The organism is Paraburkholderia sp. CI3 (assembly GCF_050436505.1).
Taxonomy (GTDB): domain Bacteria; phylum Pseudomonadota; class Gammaproteobacteria; order Burkholderiales; family Burkholderiaceae; genus Paraburkholderia; species Paraburkholderia tuberum.
Map to the genome: position 1 here is coordinate 494,735 of NZ_JBNDMI010000004.1, position 21,188 is coordinate 515,922.

Sequence of the window (21,188 nt, forward strand, 5' to 3'; positions counted from 1 at the left end):
CATGTTCAGACGAGGTTGGCATGGCGGAACTCTATCTGGTGCGGCATGGGCAAGCGTCTTTCGGCGCTGAAAACTATGACGAGCTTTCATCTTCGGGCTTTGCCCAGTCGCGCTGGCTAGGCGAATACTTCGCGCAGTCGCACCTGAGCTTCGATCGCGTCGTGACCGGCACGATGCGGCGGCACGCTCAAACCGCCGACGCCTTGCTCACCGCAATGGGCGGCCAGCCGGTAGAGATCGTGCAGGACGCCGGTTTGAACGAGTACGATTTTCACGCGCTGTTTTCCGCGCTGGGAGAAAGCGGTCCGGCGTCGGGTCCCGTGGCCGAAAGCTCGATGAAGCACTTCTACAAGGGACTCAGGCAGGTCTTGCAGCTTTGGTCCGAAGATAAATTGCCGGGATGCATTCCCGAGACCTGGGGAGAGTTCCAGGCGCGTGTAGAGCACGCGCGTCTCGCCATTCAGCGTTCGGGCGGCAAGCGCGTTCTGGTGGTGAGTTCGGGGGGGCCGATCGCCGTCTTCACCCAGCAGATCCTGAACGCACCCGCGGCCGCGGCCATCGCGCTCAACATGCAAATCCGCAACAGCAGCGTGAGCCAGTACGTCTTCAACGACAGCGCGATGTCGCTGGTCACCTTCAACGCGTTGCCGCATCTCGAACAGATCGAGGGGCGCGAACTCGTTACCTACGGCTGATTCGAATCCGGATTCCCGCGCCATGATGAATGCAAGTCTTCAGTTCGATGTCGTTGCCCTCACACGCTACCTCGAGGCACACGTACCTGCCTTTCAGGGACCTATGTCCGTCGAGAAGTTCGCGGGCGGCCAGTCGAACCCCACGTTTCTCCTCGAAGCGCAAAGTGGCCGCTATGTGCTGCGGCGTCAGCCGCTGGGTGAACTGCTCAAGTCGGCCCACGCCGTGGACCGCGAATTTCGTGTGTTGAGGGCGCTTAGCGGTACGCCGGTTCCTGTTGCGCGGGTCTTGCACCTTTGCGAGGACCGAGAAATGATCGGCAGCATGTTCTACGTGATGAGCTTCGAAGAGGGTGAAATCTACTGGGATCCGTCCTTGCCCGCATTGGACGTTAGCGAGCGCGGCGCCATCTACGACGCGCTGATCGGCACGATGGCCGCTCTGCACGATGTGGATGTCGTGGCCGTTGGCCTTGCCGACTATGGCCGCGCGGGCAACTACTTCTCGCGCCAGATCGACGTGTGGACCAAGCAGTATCGCGCGGCGCAGACCGAAGACCTCGACACCATGGAAGCCCTGATCGACTGGCTGCCGGCGCACTGTCCGGCCGAAATGGGGAAGCCTTCGCTCGTGCACGGCGACTTTCGCATCGACAACCTGATTTTTCACCGCGGCACGCCGCAGGTTCGCGCGGTGCTCGACTGGGAACTCTCCACGCTTGGCAATCCGCTGGCGGACCTCGCGTACTTCTGCATGTGCCTGCGGCTTCCGCCCAAAGGTCATATCGTCGGTCTCGCCGGGCTGGACCGGGCTGCGCTTGGCGTGCCGGACGAGGCTGCGATCGTAGAGCGGTATTGCCGGCTGCGGGGCATAGGGGCGATCGAGAACTGGAATTTTTACCTCGCGTTCAGCTTCTTCCGGCTTGCCGCCATTGCGCAGGGCGTGAAGAGGCGTGCGCTTGGCGGCAACGCGTCGAACGAGAAGGCGCGTCAGGTCGGTGAAATGGCCGGTGCGCTCGCGCAGATGGGTTTCGACCTCATCTGACGCCTGGCGGTTGATACATACACGTGGATATGTCGAGGAGACAGTTGTGAGTACCCATTTATTCGATCTGCAGGGCAAGATTGCATTGGTCACGGGAGCGAGCCGTGGCATTGGCGAAGAGATCGCGAAGCTGCTCGCAGAACAGGGCGCCCATGTGATCGTATCGAGCCGGAAGCTCGAAGACTGCGAGACGGTGGCACGCGGGATCAAGGAGGCGGGCGGCAGCGCCGAGGCGTACCCGTGCCACGTGGGGCGTCTCGACGACATTCAGGGCGTTTTCCAGCACATCCGCTCGCGGCATGGCCGGCTTAACATCCTCGTGAACAACGCGGCGGCGAATCCGTATTTCGGCCACATTCTCGATACCGATCTTTCGTCGTTCGAAAAAACGGTGGAGGTCAACTTGCGTGGCTACTTCTTCATGTCGGTCGAAGCGGGCAAGCTGATGCGCGAGCACGGCGGCGCGATCGTCAACACGGCTTCTGTCAATGCGCTGCAGCCCGGCGACAAGCAGGGCATCTATTCGATCACGAAGGCCGCCGTGGTCAATATGACGCGCGCGTTCGCTAAGGAATGCGGCCCGTTCGGCATTCGCGTGAATGCGTTGCTGCCGGGCCTCACCAAGACCAAATTCGCCGGCGCCCTGTTCGAAGACCAGGCCATCTACGAAGCGTGGATGACGAAGATTCCTCTGCGCCGGCATGCAGAGCCGGGCGAGATGGCCGGCACGGTGCTGTATCTCGTCTCCGATGCGGCGAGCTACACCAACGGCGAGTGCATCGTCGTTGATGGCGGACTGACGATCTGATCAAGCGAGCGGCGCACGATTGATGCTCGCGCCGCACGACATTCACAAGGATTCAAGGGAGAGCAAAATGGACTTCGCCTATAGCCCGAAAGTCGAAGCGCTGTGCGCGCAGGTGCGTGCGTTCATGGACACGCATATCGTGCCGCGCATCCACCAATGGCACGAAGAAGTGAGCGCGGGACAATATCCCGTTTCCTTCATGGATGACTTGAAGGAGAAGGCGCGTGCGGAGGGCCTCTGGAACCTGTTCTTGCCGCATCTGCACGACGACGAGCCCGGCACGCGGCTGACCAACCTCGAGTACGCCCCCCTTGCTGAGATCATGGGGCGAGTTTCCTGGGCCTCGGAAGTATTCAACTGCAATGCGCCGGATACGGGCAACATGGAGCTGCTCCATATGTTCGCCACGCCTGCCCAACGCAAGAAGTGGCTCCAGCCGCTGCTCGACGGCAAGATCCGTTCGGCGTTTGCGATGACCGAACCCGCGGTGGCTTCTTCGGATGCAACCAATATCACCACGTCCATTCGTCTCGATGGCGACGACTACGTGATCGACGGCCGCAAGTGGTTCATCACGAATGCAGCGCATCCGAATTGCGAGCTGTTTATCGTCATGGGCAAAACGGACCCGGACGCACCCGCGCATCGTCAGCAAAGCATGATTCTCGTGCCGCGCGACACACCGGGTGTGAGGGTCATCCGCAATATCACGGTGGTCAATCACACGGCGCCCGAAGGCCACTGCGAGATCGAATTCAGGAGCGTGCGCGTGCCGCGCTCGAATCTTCTGGGCGAAGAGGGTAACGGCTTTGCGCTCGCCCAGGCGCGTCTTGGCCCGGGGCGCATTCACCACTGCATGCGCTCGATCGGCGCTGCCGAGCTCGCGCTCGAGTTGATGATCGAACGCGCGCAGGCGCGCACGGCGTTCGGCAAGAAGCTATATGAGCACGGCAGTGTTGCGGAGTGGATCGCGAAGTCGCGCATCGAAATCGATCAGGCTCGTCTCTTCGTGCTGAAGGCTGCGTGGATGATCGACAACGTGGGCGCCAAGGAGGCACGCAAGGAAATCTCGATGATCAAGGCGCTCGTGCCGAGCGTGCACACCGCCGTGTGCGAGCGGGCGATACAGACCTTCGGCGCGATGGGCCTGAGTCCCGACACGCCGCTGGCGGACAGCTGGACCTGGGGGCGCGCGCTGCGTTTCGCCGATGGCCCGGACGAGGTGCATCTCCAGAGCATTGCGCGCATGGAGATCAAGACGCGGCCCTATGAGCCGGGCCATGAGAATCCATACCTGACGCCTGCGGTGTAGGGCATGGTAGCGCGCGCATGGGCTGCCGCTCGTGCGTTAGCGAGACGTCTCGCGATTGCTTCGGGACTCGTCCAATAGCGATCGCGTTTCTGCCGAAGACTCTGCAACGACTTCTGTCCGGGGGGTCAGTGTTGGGCATTCAACCATATGCCGCCGGCGATCAAGATGACTGGGACGAGCATGATCACGACGTGGATGTGGCGCGGATAGATTTCTGTAATCAAGCGTTGGTCATTGGGCGCCCAAAACCGGCGCAAGCCTATCCTGCCATCACTTTTTGAATCTTGTTTTTCAGGCGTGCAGCTCGCCATTTTCTGCGAGACTGATCCGCTGAGTTTGTGAAGTCACCACTGTGATTCCGTTGACCCTTTGCAGAAATTCTGTCGGCGTGTCGGGGCGATTCTGATCATGGAATCTAGCGCGTCGGTGAGACCGACGGTGTCCGTGTGTCGACTCCTTGCCTAAATATCGCGAGGTTGTCGATGCGAGTACGAACACGGCAATGCTGCGGGTCGTATCAACGCTTAGCATGAGTCTGACGGGTCGCTGCTCAACGTCGGCCGGATCAAGTTTGCAAGTCTGCGATGTGCGCTCAAACGGCCCGCCGAACTACGCGACCATGTTTGCCGGTTTGGTCGCTCTACTTTTCAGGCGCTCCATTCGGAGTTGCTCACTACTTGGCCCCGAGTTCGCAAGCTTTTGGTCCTGAGCCAGCATGCCATTGCGCACCAGTTTGCTTACCCGTCAACCCGGGTTTGTGACGAGGCCTCTTGTACGCGGTTGATCTGCGCAGCACAACGAAAATATTCTTCCGTTCCGTCGGCTCCCTGTGTATTCCGACTTGTTCCGATCGTGCGGCCAAGCCATTGGAAGGGGTATTGACGAGCCTTTTCCCGGTTCTCATGATGGTGACGAAGATGATCCATGGGAGCGAATCGTGCCGGGCGCAAAAAGCTACACACGGGCGCAGTGGGATGGGTTTGTTGGTGCGCTTGAAGCGCTACCTGAGAAGCCCCGGAGCGAACAGCGCGTCACGGTGAGCGATGCGATGAAAGAGATTCGGGCGCATATCACTGCCACCCAGGCGAAAGGGTACACGCTTGATGAAATCGTCCAGGAAGCCGGGCGCAACGGGCTCGATGTCAGCATTGGCGCTGTCAGGTATGCGCTGTATCGTCCGGAACCTGCCGGTGCGGCCTCGAGATCGGCCAATCCGCAAGGGAAGAACGAGGCGGGGCCGTTGTCCCGTCAGAAGCGGACTGTAAAGCGAAAAGGCACGCGCGCGGGTGACCGGCATGACGATGCACGACAACCAAGGGGAAGGGAAGTCAGCGAGCCGGGATCAATGGAGATTCAGGACAGGTTCTCGTTCGAGATCCGGCCTGATATCGAAAACCTTTAGGAGGTCGGTCATGGATATAACTCATCCCATTTATCTGGTCGGTGGCAGTAAGGGCGCTGTTGGGAAAAGCATGGTAACGCTCGCGCTGGCTCATTACCTGCAGCGGCAGGACATTCACGCTGTTCTGGTCGAAACCGATACGTCGAATCCCGACGTCATGAAAGCGCTTAGAGACGAGATCACATGCGCGGCTTATGACCTTGATGTTGCGGACGGCTGGATTGGATTCGTCAACTTCTGCGATATGCATCGGGGTGCGGCAGTGATTGTCAATACCGCGGCACGTAATCAGACGGGCGTGACACGATATGGCAGCACACTCGCACGGACACTGGATGAACTGGGGCGACAGCTTGTCGTGCTATGGGTGATCAACCGGCAGCGCGACAGCCTGGAGTTGCTGCATATTTTCGGGCAGACGTTTCCGGATACCGTGACGCATGTCGTTCGCAACGGCTACTTCGGTGCACCCGACAAATTCGCTTTGTATCAGGAGTCTCAGGTTCGCAAAACGATCGAGACGAAGGGCCGCTCACTCGATTTTCCTGATCTGGCGGATCGCGTTGCGGACGAACTACGCAGTCAACGTGTCTCGATCCGCAGGGCGGCAGAAACCATGCACATTGGACAGCGGGCGGAGTTGTTTCGCTGGCGGGAGTTGTGCGACGCCATGTTCTCAAAAGTCATCAGCAGCGAGAGGACGCCCCATGACCAATAGGCGGTCGAAATCGGTCGATCCGATCATTCACCTGTTTCGTGAGGTGTCCGGCGACGTCCCGGACGGAGCCAGTCTCGCCCGCATGCACCGGGTCTCGAACGCATTGAACCTGCATGACAATGACGCGCTATGGTCGATCATTGCGGTGCTCGAATACTACGCGCGCCTGTATGAGGCCATGCCGGAGCGAATCCGGTGGGCGAGCGAGGGTAGCCTCGAAGCCGCGCGTCGCGAGGTCGGCGGCGCGACCGATGCGCTGATGCAGCAGCACCGGGACGCGCTTGAGCGATGCAAGGCGACGATCCAGTTGGCGGAAAACCTGATGCGGGAGCATGAGGAACGGTACCGGGCAGCACTGGCAGCCCTCAATGAGACTGCCATGATGGCGTTGACCGAGCGTATGGCAAATCAGGTCGCGCGTACGGCGGGTAACCGGCTGATCGGTGCGGCGGCGCTTTCGGCGCGGGAGCAGCGCCAGCGGTTGGAAAGTACAATCCACACGTTCGTTCGGGCGGTTGAAGCAGCGACGGAGCGGGTAGAGGCGATGGCTACAAGGGTGGAAAGGCGTTTCGCGCGCTCGATATATCGCCTGCTGCTGGTGGGCGGTGCCGTCCTCTGCCTTCTCGCCGCAGGCGGTCTGGTTGGCCGGCGGACGGGATGCCAACCGTCGGCCACGGACTGTCGCGCAGTTCAGTTCCGGTCGGCAGACGGCAGGCCCTGAATGGACTGTCTGCCTTGCCTGGTTACCGGACGAGGGCTGGAGCTTACGTCGCCCGCGAGTCAGGTTGCGCGGGGTCAATGCATGTAATCAGTCGGGAAAGGCCACGGCGGCTGATTACTGTCGGTGGCGGGAGGTACTGCGTCCCTCGGCGCGCTGCTGGTGTACTCGCCGCCGCTCTTCGCATCAGGACCATTGCTGGCGTCTTCGCCGTCCCGTGTATCACCGGTGTTGCCTACAGCGTCCGGGTCGCCTTCGTCCTCGTTTTCGTGGACAGCCCAGGAGGGCGTGGCCGGGACTTCGTGATCGGTGAGTATTTCCGGGAGCCATGCAGACTTCGCAAGTCGCAGTTCGGCTGCCGCTGCGGCGTCGACCTTCTACATCTTACTGAGGTCGGAGGCAACCTTGGGCGACAGGGCAGTGGTCACCACTCCGGCGATGCGCGCTTTGCTGACATGATCGAAATACGAAGCGCGCGTGGGCGTCCAGTATCGCGTCATATCGAGGTGCAGCGCAGTGCTGATGGCGTACCGGCACAGGATAGTCGGCGGTGATATGGCCGTTCGCGTACAGCAGGTCGAGCGCTGCATGACGGCGCTGACCCGCGCGTACGCCGTGTCTGCGCGCCTTGCCACGTGATCCCTTCATTTCGTGTACAAAGATTCTGTAACAGGCCCTTCGCGCGGATGTTGTCCCCGAGCGCTGGAATGACCGACAGGGGTTTGGTCCGGGCGTTATGGGGTAAGGGGCACAGACTCGAATAGGGCACGGTCGCGACCGGTTGCTCGTTACCGAAATTCGTTTCGAGCAGGGATACGGCAGTGGCTTCCGCTGTTGCTCCGTCGGAAGGCGTTGTACTGGTTTGTGCGATGACTTCGGATTTGCATGATCGACTCCAGAATGACTGACAGAGATCGTCCGGGTCACGGTGTTACGGATCACGTCAGGACTGGACCCGGGTAGGTATCCTGATCGCCAATCTGCTGGGAGGGCGGCGATGCACGGTCGCCCCTCCGGTCCTTACGCCTTGATCTGGCGCATTGCATCGGCAAGCATCCAGAGCGCGCGGTTCAGCTTCACGTTCTGATCGATGCCGACGACTGGGCGCGTGGACATGGCCCGACCAGTGCGCGAGCGGCCGTGCAGACCTCCCCTGGTCATGTTTTCCTGAACGCGGTTGAAGACGGTCCAGAGGTCATCGCGGTGATCTTCGAAGCGGCGCACGTTGAGCAACTGGCTCCCGGTGATCGGAGCCGCTGTGCTGGCGTCAGTCGGGTCGTAGCGCAGGGCGAGGGCGGAGCGGGCAAACGCGTGCTGTTCGTCACGGGTGAGTTTGGCGGCGCGCATGCCGTCCTTCTGCTCGCGGATCAGGTCGAAGCCGTCGAGCACGTGGAATGCACCATTGATGACGTTCTGCACGATGTCGCCCTTGTGCGGCACGCGCACCGCACCCACTGTGTCGCCCGCGACCATGCCGTTCTGGCAGACGAACCTGAACGCGCCAGCGAGCATCTGATAGCTGCTGGTGCCATCGTGCGAGTTGAGGAGGATGATCTCATTGGCTTCCTCGCCAGCAATTTCGTCGGCGTGGCGCATGCGGATCATGTGTTTCGTGAATTCGCGTTTGTACTGATCGCGCACACGTGTCTGGCACACCATGAAGGGCTGGAAGCCTTCGTTGCGCAGGCCCTTCAGTACATCGGTGGTCGGAATGTAGGTGTAGCGTTCCGAGCGGCTTTGATGCTTGCCTTCGGCGAAGATGGACGGCGCGATGCGACGGATCTGGTCATCGGAGAGGGGCGAGTCGGAACGAAGCATCGGGGAGCCGTAGCGGAAAGAGGAAGCGAGTTGCATGGCAATCTCCACATCAAGAGGTTGATCGGTGTTGCGCTGACCGGGCTCCAAGATTCTGCCCCGTCGTAGGGGTTGGTTTCATCCTGGTCGAAGCTGGAGGTTGGCTTTGCTGCCGCCAGTCTCCTGAGTTCGCGCCCGTGCGACTCAAGGAGCCGGCGCCGGGCGGCCGTCAAGGAAAGAAGTGAGGGGTGGGTGCGGGACGGAGCGAAGCGCAGGACACGGCCCCGAACGCCTTGACGGCCGTCTGGTGTCGGCTACGGTCGCGGGTTAGGGCGGGAACGGTGGAGACTGGTGGCGGCGAAACTGCGCAGTTGAGCGGGATGAAACGCCGCGCGGCGAGCGCGAATGTGGAGGCCGCGTGCGGCCTTCACCTGACTAGTCTTTGAGGGGTAGGGCTCTTTCGGGATTGACGCTCTGCGGAGTCGAGACACCCGATGAGGCTTAACGGATGCGCGAAAGCCGATCTAACGGCGCAGGGATATGCCTGGGAGGCTCCTTGCAATCCGAATCGTGATAGACAGCGCTCATCGTGGTCGTCAGTGCGGATCCTCCTCGCGGGAGAAAGGGATACGTCGGAAGCAAGGAAAGGGAACGCCGGAACCGGCGCCGAGCGGATCGATCGGCGCAGGAGCGCAGATGTTTCATTGGTTCCTGAGCTTTTGGCGGCGTTGTGCGACCGTCTCAAAATCGGCCTTATGCGAAGCTTTCCATAAGGCCGATTATGCCAAGTCGTTGATTATGGAAAGTAGCTGGCCGGCGCCCCCCAGAGAGCCGATGGGCAGCGGCCAGTTCGAATTCCAGCCTTTGCATAATTACAGTGCCTTCAGGAAGTTGATCAGCGAGTCCGGTGCCCGATAGCGCTGAATTCCGGTCTGCGGTTCGTGAAGCCTGGCCAGAGCACGTTCCTTCATGTTGAGATCGGCTTCGACATAGTGGTCGTGATGGGGCTCTCATGTCCGAGCCATAGTGCAATGACGCTGATGTCGACACCTGCCTGAAGTAAATGCATGGCGGTGGCGTGACGGACGGTATGAGGCGATACATGTCGCTTTGCAAGGCTGGGGCAGGTTCCGGCTGCGTTCCCGGTAGCCAGTGTTAGCCTCAATGCAACATTGGCTCTCGTCATTGCATGGCCATTCCGGTTCGGAAACAGCGGCGATGTGGGTTGGAATTCAGGATTTACCTTCAGCCATGCCCGTATCGTCTTCGCAGTTGACCGCCACAACGGGACGCTGCGCTGCTTTCGTCCTTTGCCACGCAAATGGACGCAGGCAGAACCCTCGTCCAGGACCACGTCGCCAACTTTTACCCCGATGATCTCCGAGACACGCGCTCCGGTGTTGTACATCAGCAGGAACAGCGCATGATCGCGTTGGCTTAGCCAGGAATCATCCGGCTTACCGATCACAGCCAGCATCTCTTCGCGCGACAGATAGCTAAGCGTTGGGCGCTCGAAGCGCTTGACTGGAACGCCCAAGGCGCATTCGATCACGTGCAATGACGCTACATCGCGATGCGCTGCGAACTTCAGGAACGAGCGAAGCGCCGCAAGTCGCGCATTGCGACTGCGCACGCAATTGTGCCGCTGGCGTTCCAGATGATCGAGGAAGCCCATGATCAGTTCCGGCGTCATATCCGCCAGTGTCATCGTGGCTGGCGACTTGACCAGGCGCGCCTCGGCGAACTCAAGGAAGAGGACGAAGCTGTCGCGATAGGCGGCTATGGTATGTGCACTAAGCGCTCGCTGCTGGGTGAGGTATTCGGCGAACCACGCTTGCACGAGCGCTGCAAACGAAGGCGGTGCCTTGGATCGCCTATTCATTGCCGTCTCCCGCGACATCGGCGAAACGCTCGAACCTGGCGCCGGCGACGGCCATCAGTTCCGGAACTGCCGTCAGATACCAGTACGTGTAGAAGATTTCCGCATGGCCCAGATAGGTTGATAGCGCCAGCATCATCTGCTCGATGTCGGTGCCCTCGGCATGCCAGAGCATCATGCGACGCACCGCAAAGGTATGTCGCAGATCATGAAGCCGGGGCGCTGCGTGGGCACCACGATTCACCCAGCCGAGGCTGTCACGCAGCGCGTTGAAGACACGTTGAGCCTGTCGTTCACCAAGAGGTTGTCCCAACCGCTGACCACGGCTGCTGACCAGGAACGACATGCTGGGGTTCGTGGCAACCCGCCGTTCGCGCTGCCGCCGGTACCGCGCTAACGCGGCAACCGTGCTCGTATGAATGGGCAACTGTCGTGACTTGGCGAACTTGGTCTGCCGCACAGTCAGCATCCCGCGCTTCAGATCGACATCGGCATCGCGTAGGTGGATGGCCTCCGAGATTCGCAACCCTGTTGAGGCCATCAGGCCAAACAGGGTCTCATACGTCGCTGGGCGCAGACTCCCCTTTGGCCCGAGCCGACGGGCCGCAGCCAGCAATGCAATGACTTCCTCTTCATGGAAGATGTGCGGGGCGACGCGTGCCCGCTCAGGGCCGAAGACCGGTTCCTCCGGAATCTCAGTGTCAGGCTCGAACTGCCTCAGGTAGCGGGCGAAGTGGCGAACAATCGCTAAACGTGCAGCCCAGGTAGCAGGGGTGTCATGGTGCCATTTATCCTGTCGCGCCCAATCCGCCATGAGCTCTGTCGTCAGCGCTCCACGATGATTCAGGCTCGCGACATAACGGGCGAAGCTGGCTAATAGCGTGCTCCGCGAGCGCAACTCGAAACCCAAACGGTGCCGTTCGGCAAGGTAGTTGTCGATCCTCTTCTGCAAGCTGACCCGTGCGCTCATGATTGGCTCCCGGGCCACGGCAGGGCAACAGCCGCCAGCTTCGGCGTGTCGAGCTTGGCGTAGATCAGGGTGGTATTGAGCGAACGGTGGCGCAGCAGGTCGGCTACTTCCTTGAGCGAACTGCCGTTCTCAACCAGGCGGCATGCCAGGGTATGTCGAAGCGCGTGAGCACTGTGGTGTGGCAAGCCGATGCGACAGCAGGCCCGTTTGATCACCTTCTGGATCGCCCTGGGCGTAATCGGCTGGTCTCGCTGCGCCACCTGCCGGACGAAGATCGCCGGATGGCCGCTCATCGGACGCTCATGTTGCAGATAGTCAGCGAGTGCCTGCCCGGTTTCCATCGGCAGCGGTAGTACGTCCTGCCGCAGCGACTTTGTGCCCCTCAACGTCGCTGTGCCTGCGCGCCAGTCGATGTCGCTGATCATGAGTTGCGCGATTTCGGCAGAACGCAGCCCCATGTCCAGCGCCAGACGGACAATCGCATAGCTACGCTTCGGCCAGCGGCGAGCGCCTGCAACCGCGCCCAGGAGGTACTCAACTTCCTCTGGCGCGAGCGCGCGTGGCAGCGATGCGAGCTTCCAATGGACGGGATTCAGGATGACGGCGCTGAGCTTGCAGACCTGGTCGCCGCACGTCGCCCGGTAACGCAAATAACTGCGTAAGGTACAAGCCAGTTGAGAAGCATAGGAGGCCGAGCCTCCGGCCCCTGACTGTGACGAAAGGAACCGACGAATATCGTCAGGGCGCAGCTTTCTCGGATCGACTGCGCGCCGCTCGAAATTCTGTCGCAAGAACAAACCGACTATGCAGAGTTGATTACTCCGTGTTGTGGCTGCCAGTCCCCGCGCATCGTGCAGATACGCATCGTAGCGGCGCAATTCGTCAGTAATGTGAGCCGGAAGTGGTCTACAAGACCGGGCCCTGGCTTCGTGCAAACTGGTTGGCTTCATAACGGTCCCCTGAAGTGGAACCGTTACTCCAGATCAACGCTGAAATTATGTCGAGTTCCCGGCTGAACCGCCTGCTGCCGGCCCCTTGTTTGCCGGGCCTCGTCGGCAATCGGCTCGGCTACTTTCCATAATCAACGACTTTGCATAATCGGCCTTATGCGAAGCTTTCCATAAGGCCGAAGCGCGCACGTCGTCCATCCGGCAGGACTCGGCCAGGAACTGTCATTCGCCGCTGCTGTTGACCAGACATTTAGACGTCGGTTCTGCAGCCGCCAGCGGCCATTGGCCACCGGAACACAACTGATCTTCTTGGTCCGCCTTCTTCGGGTTCGGTATGTCTACAGCCTTGGTTTGGACCTTCCCTTGTTTCCCTTGTGGTAACCACGTTCTGACCAAGCGAGGTGGCACAAAAGTCCGATAGGAAGGCGCGAAGCGCTGAGATATAGGCACGCATGCGCGACGCCAACTGGCTATTCTTCAGACGCCGCCACTCACGCGTCTCCGGTCGGCTATGTGGGTCGTTGGTGGCCGTTCCGCATGCATGCGGAAAGGGGGCTGTATGTCACGTCCAGAACAACCTCGGTCCGCGCGATGCGCACCCCATCGTCAACAGTCAAACCGACGCATCTGGCTCGCCATTGGCATTTCGCTGACTGGGCTGTCCCTGACACCCGTGGCGTTCGCGGCGGGCAGCCTTCCGCAGGGCGGCCGTTACGTCGCCGGCACGGGCACGATAGCGGGCGCGGGCAACAGCCTCGTGATCACACAACCAGGTTCGACGCGCGGCGTGATCGACTGGAACAGCTTTTCGATTGGCAAAACCAACAGCGTGACGTTCGACAACGGCTCGGGCGCGACGCTGAACCGGGTGACGGGCGGTTCGCCCTCTGCCATCGTCGGCAGGCTCGGTGCGACGGGCAGCGTCTATGTGATCAATCCGCAGGGCATCGTCGTCGGGCCATCGGGCGTTATTACCACCGGCGGACGTTTCGTCGCGTCGACGCTGGACATCTGCAACGACGCGTTCATACAGGGCGGCGGCTCGCTCACGCTGTCAGGCAACTCGAACGCAGCCGTGATCAATCTCGGCAAGATCAGTTCGGGCGGCGGCGATGTATTCCTGATTGCGCGACACGACGTCATCAACGCAGGCACCGTCGCAGCGCCCAACGGCACGGCGGAACTGGCCGTGGGCGAGCAGGTACTGCTGCAGGACTCGGCCGGCAGCAGGCAGGTGTTTGTGCAGACAGGCAGTCAGGGCACGGTCGTCAACAAGGGGCGGATAACCGCCGCGCAGATCAGTCTGCAGGCTGCTGACGGCAACGTGTATGCGCTCGCAGGCAGCGGCACGCGCATCCGCGCGACGGGCACGGCCAGCCGCGACGGCCATGTGTGGCTGGTCGCCGACAGCGGCCGTGTCGAACAGTACGGCACGATCACCGCAAACAACGCGGACGGCAGCGGCGGAACCGTCGATACGCAAGCGGCGCAACTCACTTTCGGCAGGCACGCAGCGGTCCACGCGGGGCAGTGGAATCTGTCGACGCCCGACTTCACGATCGACGACTCCGCCGCGCATACGTTGCAGCGCAGCCTGAACGCGGGCACCTCGGTGGACGTCGAGACGACGGGCGCCAACGGCGCGACGGGCGACCTGGGCGTCGCGTCGAGCCTGCGCTGGCACGGTCCCGCTTCGCTCACGCTCGCCGCGTATCACAGCGTCTCGGTGGCGTCGGGCATGACGATAGCCAACAGCGGTGCGGGCAATCTGACCTTGCGTGCCGACGCGTCGGGCATCGACAACGGCGGCAGCGTCATCAACGGCGGCACGGTCGACTGGTCGAAGAGCACGGGCATCGTCAGCGCGCTCTACGATATGAACGGCAGTTTCAGCCCCGGCACGCTCGTCAGCAATGCGACCTGGCAAGCGCCGCTCTACAGCGGACTCGTCACGCAGATAACCGGCTATCAACTCGTCAATTCGGTCACGGACCTTCAGAACATCGGAAACAATCTTGCCGGCAATTACGCGCTAGGCAAAGACCTCGACGCTGGCAATTCCGCGTTCCAGACGCTTGGTTTCGCTGCCGGCACGTCGTTCACGGGGCAGTTCGACGGTATGTGGCATACGATCTCCAACCTCTTGCCGAGCTTCGATGCGGTGTTTGGCGATATCGGTCCAAGCGGCGTCGTGCGCGACCTGAACGTCAACGCGAACGTCGGCCAGGTGTTTTTTTTCTTTGCTAACGGGACCGCGATACTGGCCATTCAGAATCACGGCGCCATTGCCAACGTGTTTACGTCCGGGGTCATTGCCTCAGAGAACCTTGGCAACGACTACGCCGGACTTGTCGCGACCAACTTCGGGTTGATCGCGCGCTCGGGCAGCAGCGCTACCGTCACGGCGGATAGTGTTGTCGGCGGGCTGGTTATCAGTAACGAAGGCACGATCACCGAGTCATATGCCACCGGCCCGGTCTCCGGATTTAGCTCGCACAGTTCAGCCGGAGGACTCGTTGGATCATTCGTTGGGAACACCGGCACGATCACACAGTCGTTTGCGTCCGGAAGGGTGTCCGCATTATCGGGGATAGCTGGCGGCATCTGCGCCACGTGCGGTGCTCTTGGGAGCGACGTTTACTGGAACGTCCAGACGACGGGACAACCGGCGAGCGGCGGCAATCTGCCGGCGGCGAACGGGCTCACTACCGCCCAGATGAGCGACCCGACAAGTTTTGCTGGGTGGAACTTCGGTCCCAACGGCGTGTGGGTGATGCTGCCCGGTGCCACCCACCCCGTTCTCGCCTGGCAGGTCGCCCCGCACTGAACCCAGGGTTCGTCTTGCGGAGCATCAATAGCACAGCCTCAGTCGCATAGTCGGATTGCGGGCACCACGGTCATTGGATGAGTCGGAAATGCGGGCAGTGGAAATTGCGTTCTCTCTGGAACTGGCCGGTTGACCCATCGTCTTCGACCGATTGATTGCTGCTCTAATTGAGGAGTTGTCAGGGGAAGTGGGCACGGACGAGATTGTGATAGCTTCACGGATCTCGCTCGACGGCGAAGTCATCCGAGATGACGCCTGTGTGCCTTGGCGTGATACGCACCGAGAACGCTTTTGTGTACGCGTATCGCATCGCCGATTACCGGTCGCCGGCAGCAACGCGCGGACGTCTCAAAGACTTCGAAAACGGTCGTTCATGGCGACCGTGCCCGAGGGACCGTTGAGGGTCGGGAGTGTGAGTTCGCTGATGCAGGAAGCGGCCGCTCGGCCGCTCGATGCTGCCACTGTCGGCAATCCGTCCCACTGCCGACATACAACCACGTCCTCTCCAACGTCGGCATTGGCCGAACTCCAGTCTCCCTGTGCGAGTAGACGAATGGCCGTTGTACCGTTGAAAGCCGAAGTGGAGCGCGCCGGGACGACGGCCCGCCATGGAGGCGAACTCCGACTCAGCCCGACGCGTGCTAGCGTGTCCTGATCGGCTCTGAGAATCGCGCGGGCTCCCCGATGCGGGGTTTCGCGATACGCACAATTGCCCTTGACATGAGTTTGATCGCGCCTGCTGAAGATTGAGACACTTGCCAGTCGTGGTTGCGCAGCATCTTCCGGTCGAGCGGCCGCTGGGCTCGCCGGGGTTGCAGCACGGTTTGCATCGTTTCCGGTCGGTAACATGGCCGCAGTTGGGATCATGGCTTCTTCAAGCTTTGCGAGGATCGCGCTGGAAAGTGTCTGACGGTATCGAAGACGGTATTCCTGAAGAAGTCGGCATTCGGATGCCCTGTGTTCGCGATGTTTGAACGAAAGTGCGCGTGGATTCTCTGTTGCGATCTGTCCAGAGTCTGAAGACTGCCGACTGGATTTTTCGGTATGGCTGACGGTATCGTCACTCCCGACCGGCCGGAGAAGCCGTATACACAAGGGTCCCCGTCACCGATTGACGATCGAGTGGGAATTGCGGGCTTCGGCTCGGTTTCGGTAAATGGCCGGGGCCAGCCGGGTGCGAACTTCGAGACGTTTGAGAAACGCGAGAAGATGGCCATGACGCCACCGAGTCAGCCATGGCGCCGCCGGTGTTCGGCAAGCTAGGGTTCGTCGATGTTTCGCTGATGACCTGACATCCCCGGAGCTTGTTTTTTTACAAGCAATTTCACTTTGCCGCGCCCCCTGGCGGTGTTGTTGTACATAGTCCGTCGATGTAGTCCGCCCACTCTTGCATCACGTGGCGACGGTCATCGTCAAAGGTTGTCCTGTCGTAGGCCTTCTGTACGTCACCTCGTTTCGCGTGTGCGAGTTGCGCTTCGAGAACATCGATGTCGATACCAAGCCGCTCCCTGCCAACGGTTCGCAGCATACCGCGGAACCCATGAGTTGCATGTTTTCCTTGGAACCCCATGTCGCGCAAAGCCTTGCTTAACGCGTCCCGGTGCAAATGCGGCGTCTTCTGGCGGGCGGGCGACGGAAACACATAGTGCCCGCGGCCTGTGAGCGACTGTAATTCGCCGAGCAACGCAACCGCCTGTTTAGGTAACGGCACGATGTGGTCGTGGCGCATCTTCATCCGGCTGGCCGGGATATGCCACTCGCCCGCGTCAAGATCGATTTCGTCCCACGGTGCAGTCGCCACTACTCCGGGACGTAGGCCAGTGAGCATGGTCAGCTTTAGAGCTGCCCTCGTGATTGGCGACTGGTATGTATTGATGGCCTGCACAAGCGGAACGATTTCGGTGGGCTTCGTAATCGCCGGTATGTGACCTTTCTCGTGTCGCGGGATGACGCCGCGCAGCGACAACGGAATACCGTCCTCTCTCAGGCTATGGTGGATCGCGTAGGTTACGATGCCGCCGACGTATTGGCGCGCCTTGGTTGCGAGGTTGGGGGCATGCGCCGCTATTGCTTCCAACACCGGCTTGACTTCCGATGTAGCGAGCGTCGAGATGGGCTTGTTGCGTAGTGGTGGGATCAGGTATTGCCGGACTACAAATTCCGCTTTGCGATAGGTCTCGGCGGCCCACTCCTTCCGTTTGAAGGCGAGCCAATTCTCGGCGACGAGGTGGAACGCCCCTTCGGCGACCCGTTTGCGTGCGGCAGATTCCGCCCTGCGGTGCTCGACGGGATCAGTACCCTCTCGTACGAGGCTCCGAGCAATCACGGCAGACTTGCGCGCGTCGACGAGCGCAACCTCAGGGTAGGGGCCGAGGCTGAGGAAGTTTTCCTTCCCAGTGCCCGGGCGGCGATAGCGGAGCAGCCAGGTCTTGCTCCCGTCCGGCCAGACGCGCAGAGCGAGCCCATTCCCGTCGGTGAGCAGATAGGGGCGCTCGCGCGGTTTGGCGACGCGAAAGACCACCTCGGACTTCGGTTCGACGCGTTTAGGCATGACCCGGCACCTCGATTCCGCATATACGCAAGTGTATACGCAAAAATCGTCGATGCCACCGGAACTCGACAGTCGTCCGCGGAAACAAAAAACCCCGTAAGACCATGATCTTACGGGGTTTCTCGGACTACATCGGCTTACGCCGGAACTACTGTTGGTGCCCAGGAGAGGACTCGAACCTCCACGGTGTTGCCACCGCTAGGACCTGAACCTAGTGCGTCTACCAATTCCGCCACCTGGGCACGTCTTCAAGCGAGACCGCTATTTTAGCAAGATGATTAAATTTGTCAATTCCTGCTTCAAACAAACTTGCTTTTCTCATCCGCCCGGTTGAACGCGCAGCGAAGTAATGCAATCGCTACTGAACCACCGTCCTGCTGATCCGGCAATCGAAACACGAACAACGATTTCGACTACCAGGCCTTATAAAAAAAGAGAGCCACCAAAAGGCGGCTCTACTTTTGAATCTGGTGCCCAAGAGAGGACTCGAACCTCCACAGTGTTGCCACCGCTAGGACCTGAACCTAGTGCGTCTACCAATTTCGCCACCTGGGCAGGTGATGAACAGCAAAGACCGCAATTATAGCGACAGATTCCGACCTGTCAAGCGATTTGCCGAACGCGATTCAACCTCGCGGCGAGCCCGGCGCACTATGCGTCCCAACCACCGCCGCAGGCCCGCGTGGCGCCCGACACGGGTGTTAGAATGCCTCGCAGTAGTTCGTTGGCTCGATGCACATCCGGCGTCCCGACGCGAGTGTCGACATGCGATCAGGCAGACGCGCGTCGGCTGGCGTCGAACGAGCCGGACCCAGGCAGTTTCCGGTGCAAATCGCAGTGGAGCAGAAGAGCAGAAAGCAGCAGGTGCAATGACCGAGCCAGCGCAGCCGCCGTGCAGATGCAGCCGAGCGTGACTGCGCGCATTACGCAAACGCCTTCCAGGCCGGATCACATCGCCGACCGACGTCCATGCAACGAGAAAAAATCATCGATAAGCCCTTGAGCAAATTTCCGTATCCGATTCCAAGCCGCGAAGAAATCCTCGGCGTGCTGCGCACGAGTGAAATGCCGCTTGCCGCGAACGACATCGCCGAAGCCCTGTCGATCAAGCGCCAGGAGCGCGAAGGATTTTTCAAGCGTCTCGGCGCAATGGAGCGCGACGGCCAGATCCGGCTCGATCAGCGCAATCTCTATCAACTGACCCATCCGTCGAACTTCGTCGCGGGCCGCGTCCAGGGCCATCGCGACGGCTACGGTTTCCTGATTCGCGACGACGGCCAGGACGACCTGTTCCTGCCCAACGGCGAGATGCAGAAGGTCATGCACAACGACCGCGTGCTCGCGCGCATCGTCGGCTATGACCGGCGTGGGCGGCCCGAAGGGCACATCGTCGAGGTCACCGACCGCGCGAACAAGCGCGTGATCGGCCGTCTGCTCAACGAGAACGGCGCGCTGATCGTCGCGCCCGAAGACAAGCGCATCGGCCACGACATCCTGATCACGCAGAACACCCGCAAGGCGAAGGTTGGCCAGGTCGTGGTGGTCGAGCTGACCGATTTTCCTAGCCGTCATTCGCAGCCGCTCGGCCGCGTGGTCGAAGTGCTGGGCGATATCGACGACCCCGGCATGGAAATCGAAATCGCGGTGCGCAAATACGGCGTGCCGCACGAGTTCGGCGAAGCCGCGCTGGCCGAAGCGGCGAAGCTGCCCGACGAAGTGCGCCCGGCCGACATTCGCCATCGCGTCGATCTGCGCGACGTGCCGCTCGTCACGATCGACGGCGAGGACGCGCGCGACTTCGACGACGCCGTCTATTGCGAGCCGGTGCAGGTGGGCCGCGGCGACGGCTTCCGCCTGATCGTCGCGATCGCGGACGTGTCGCATTACGTGCTTCCGCAAAGCGGGCTCGATACCGACGCGATCGAGCGCAGCACGTCGGTGTATTTCCCGCGCCGCGTGATCCCGATGCTGCCGGAGAAGCTGTCGAACGGACTGTGCTCGCTGAATCCGCAAGTCGACCGCTGCGTGCTCGTGTGCGACATGATCGTCACCGCGCGTGGCGACGTGAAGGCGTATCAGTTCTATCCGGGCGTCATGCATTCGGCCGCGCGGCTCACCTACACCGAAGTCGCCGCGGTGCTGAAAAACACCAAAGGCCCGGAAGCGACCCGCCGCGCCGCGTTGCTGCCGCAACTGCAGAATCTGTATGGCGTCTACAAGGCGCTGTTCGCGGCGCGTCAGAAGCGCGGCGCGATCGACTTCGATACGACGGAGACGTACATCGTCTGCAACGCGCAGGGCAAGATCGAGCAGATCGTGCCGCGCACGCGCAACGATGCGCACAAGCTGATCGAGGAATGCATGCTGGCCGCGAACGTGTGCGCGGCGGACTTCCTCAAGCGCAACAAGCATCCGGGCCTGTTCCGCGTGCATGCGGGCCCGAGCGCGGAAAAGCTCGAGAACCTGCGTACCTTCCTGCGCGGCATGGGCCTGACGCTCGGCGGCGGCGACACGCCGCACGCGAGCGACTACGCCGCACTGATGGCGCAGATCCGCGACCGGCCCGACGCCTCGATGCTGCAGACGATGCTGCTGCGCTCGATGCAGCAGGCGGTCTACAGCCCCGACAACATCGGCCACTTTGGCCTCGCCTACGAGGCCTACGCGCACTTCACGAGCCCGATCCGCCGTTACCCCGACCTGCTCACGCATCGCGCGATCTACGCGATCCTGCAGGGCCGCAAGTATCAGCCGCAGCCGCCGCACGGCGTCGAGCTCAATACCGCACTGTCGCCGCGCGCCCGCGCGATGCAGCAGGCCGACGAGGAAAAGCGCGGCGCCCGCGGGCGCGCGAACAACGTGGCGATCTGGGAAGAACTTGGGCTGCACTGCTCGGCGAACGAGCGCCGCGCGGACGAAGCATCGCGCGATGTCGAAGCGTGGCTCAAGTGCTATTTCATGCGCGACAAGCTCGGCGAAGAGTATGGCGGCATGGTCAACGGCGTCACGTCGTTTGGTATTTTCGTGCAGCTCGATTCGCTGTTCATCGAAGGCCTCGTGCATGTGACCGAACTCGGCTCCGACTACTTCCAGTACGACGAGATCAAGAACGAGTTGCGCGGCGAGCGCACCGGCATTCGCTACCGGCTGTCGGATCGCGTGCGCGTGCAGGTGAGCCGCGTCGATCTCGACGCGCGCAAGATCGACTTCCGCCTTGTGCGCGATACGCCGATCAAGCCGCCTTTGGCACGCGGTATCGCGGCGGACAAGGGAGAAGGCGCTGGCCCGCGCGTGCGCGTGATGCCGCCGGTGGAAAGTGGCGCGTCGGTGCCGGGTCCGCGGCGCAGGAAGGCCGCGCCCGCGCAGGGCGCGGCGGTCAAGGAAGCGCGCGTGGCGAGGAAGCACGGTGTCGCGACCAAGGCGGCGTCGAAGCAGGCACGCAAGAAGCGCTGAGGCTTTCACAGCGCCGGGACCGCGCGCAGCGGGCACGTGAGCACGTGCCGGTTGCGCGCGGTCTGCCTT

Annotated in this window: 13 protein-coding genes, 2 tRNA genes and 1 pseudogene; 9 read left to right on the forward strand and 7 right to left on the reverse strand. The window is 61.4% G+C overall.

The genetic code is table 11. From position 1 onward, the window contains the following. The first annotated feature begins 20 nt into the window (after positions 1–20). From OKW29_RS23720 to OKW29_RS23750, 7 genes are all read left to right on the forward strand, one after another. Complete coding sequence (locus OKW29_RS23720) at positions 21–695, forward strand: histidine phosphatase family protein (RefSeq protein WP_429292830.1); 675 nt, start codon at positions 21–23, stop codon at positions 693–695. A 22-nt stretch (positions 696–717) separates the two neighbouring features. Continuing rightward, positions 718–1,737 (forward strand): phosphotransferase, encoded by a 1,020-nt coding sequence (locus tag OKW29_RS23725; protein WP_429292831.1) that lies wholly within the window; start codon positions 718–720, stop codon positions 1,735–1,737. Between the two features lie 46 nt (positions 1,738–1,783). Then, on the forward strand, positions 1,784–2,545 hold the full coding sequence (locus OKW29_RS23730; RefSeq protein WP_429292832.1) for an SDR family oxidoreductase: 762 nt from the start codon (positions 1,784–1,786) through the stop codon (positions 2,543–2,545). Between the two features lie 67 nt (positions 2,546–2,612). Further along, positions 2,613–3,857 carry an acyl-CoA dehydrogenase family protein gene (locus OKW29_RS23735; RefSeq protein ID WP_429292833.1) on the forward strand — a complete coding sequence of 415 codons (1,245 nt, stop codon included), beginning with the start codon at positions 2,613–2,615 and terminating at the stop codon, positions 3,855–3,857. Positions 3,858–4,794: 937 nt separating this feature from the next. Next, a complete protein-coding gene (locus tag OKW29_RS23740; protein ID WP_429292834.1) occupies positions 4,795–5,259 on the forward strand; it encodes a hypothetical protein in 465 nt (154 codons plus the stop codon). Between the two features lie 10 nt (positions 5,260–5,269). After that, positions 5,270–5,977, forward strand: a complete 708-nt coding sequence (locus OKW29_RS23745) for a protein mobD (protein ID WP_429292835.1) — start codon at positions 5,270–5,272, stop codon at positions 5,975–5,977. Further along, positions 5,967–6,698 carry a hypothetical protein gene (locus tag OKW29_RS23750; RefSeq protein WP_429292836.1) on the forward strand — a complete coding sequence of 244 codons (732 nt, stop codon included), beginning with the start codon at positions 5,967–5,969 and terminating at the stop codon, positions 6,696–6,698. The genes OKW29_RS23745 and OKW29_RS23750 overlap by 11 nt, the downstream gene beginning before the upstream one ends. 1,017 nt (positions 6,699–7,715) lie before the next feature. Here the strand turns inward: OKW29_RS23750 and OKW29_RS23755 are convergent. From OKW29_RS23755 to OKW29_RS23770, 4 genes and pseudogenes are all read right to left on the reverse strand, one after another. Further along, positions 7,716–8,549: a DUF932 domain-containing protein gene (locus tag OKW29_RS23755; protein ID WP_429292837.1), complete on the reverse strand. Its 834-nt coding sequence runs from the start codon at positions 8,547–8,549 to the stop codon at positions 7,716–7,718. A gap of 812 nt (positions 8,550–9,361) precedes the next feature. After that, positions 9,362–10,389 (reverse strand): annotated as a pseudogene (locus tag OKW29_RS23760) (tyrosine-type recombinase/integrase). Next, positions 10,364–11,338, reverse strand: coding sequence for a tyrosine-type recombinase/integrase (locus OKW29_RS23765; protein ID WP_429292838.1), 975 nt, complete (start codon positions 11,336–11,338; stop codon positions 10,364–10,366). Before OKW29_RS23765 ends, OKW29_RS23760 begins: the two are co-directional and overlap by 26 nt. Further along, entirely contained in the window at positions 11,335–12,288 is a 954-nt protein-coding gene (locus tag OKW29_RS23770) for a tyrosine-type recombinase/integrase (protein ID WP_429290777.1), read from the reverse strand. Before OKW29_RS23770 ends, OKW29_RS23765 begins: the two co-directional genes overlap by 4 nt. Before the next feature lie 559 nt (positions 12,289–12,847). On the opposite strand from OKW29_RS23770, the gene OKW29_RS23775 reads away from it, so the two are divergent. Then, complete coding sequence (locus tag OKW29_RS23775; RefSeq protein WP_429292839.1) at positions 12,848–15,115, forward strand: filamentous hemagglutinin N-terminal domain-containing protein; 2,268 nt, start codon at positions 12,848–12,850, stop codon at positions 15,113–15,115. 1,324 nt (positions 15,116–16,439) lie between these two features. Here OKW29_RS23775 and OKW29_RS23780 read toward each other — a convergent pair. From OKW29_RS23780 to OKW29_RS23790, 3 genes are all read right to left on the reverse strand, one after another. Beyond that, positions 16,440–17,666 carry a tyrosine-type recombinase/integrase gene (locus OKW29_RS23780; RefSeq protein WP_429292840.1) on the reverse strand — a complete coding sequence of 409 codons (1,227 nt, stop codon included), beginning with the start codon at positions 17,664–17,666 and terminating at the stop codon, positions 16,440–16,442. A 155-nt stretch (positions 17,667–17,821) separates the two neighbouring features. Further along, positions 17,822–17,908, reverse strand: a tRNA-Leu gene (locus tag OKW29_RS23785). A 226-nt stretch (positions 17,909–18,134) separates the two neighbouring features. Further along, positions 18,135–18,221, reverse strand: a tRNA-Leu gene (locus OKW29_RS23790). Positions 18,222–18,635: 414 nt separating this feature from the next. Here OKW29_RS23790 and rnr point away from each other — a divergent pair. Next, on the forward strand, positions 18,636–21,119 hold the full coding sequence (gene rnr / locus OKW29_RS23795; RefSeq protein ID WP_429292841.1) for a ribonuclease R: 2,484 nt from the start codon (positions 18,636–18,638) through the stop codon (positions 21,117–21,119). Positions 21,120–21,188 lie beyond the last annotated feature (69 nt).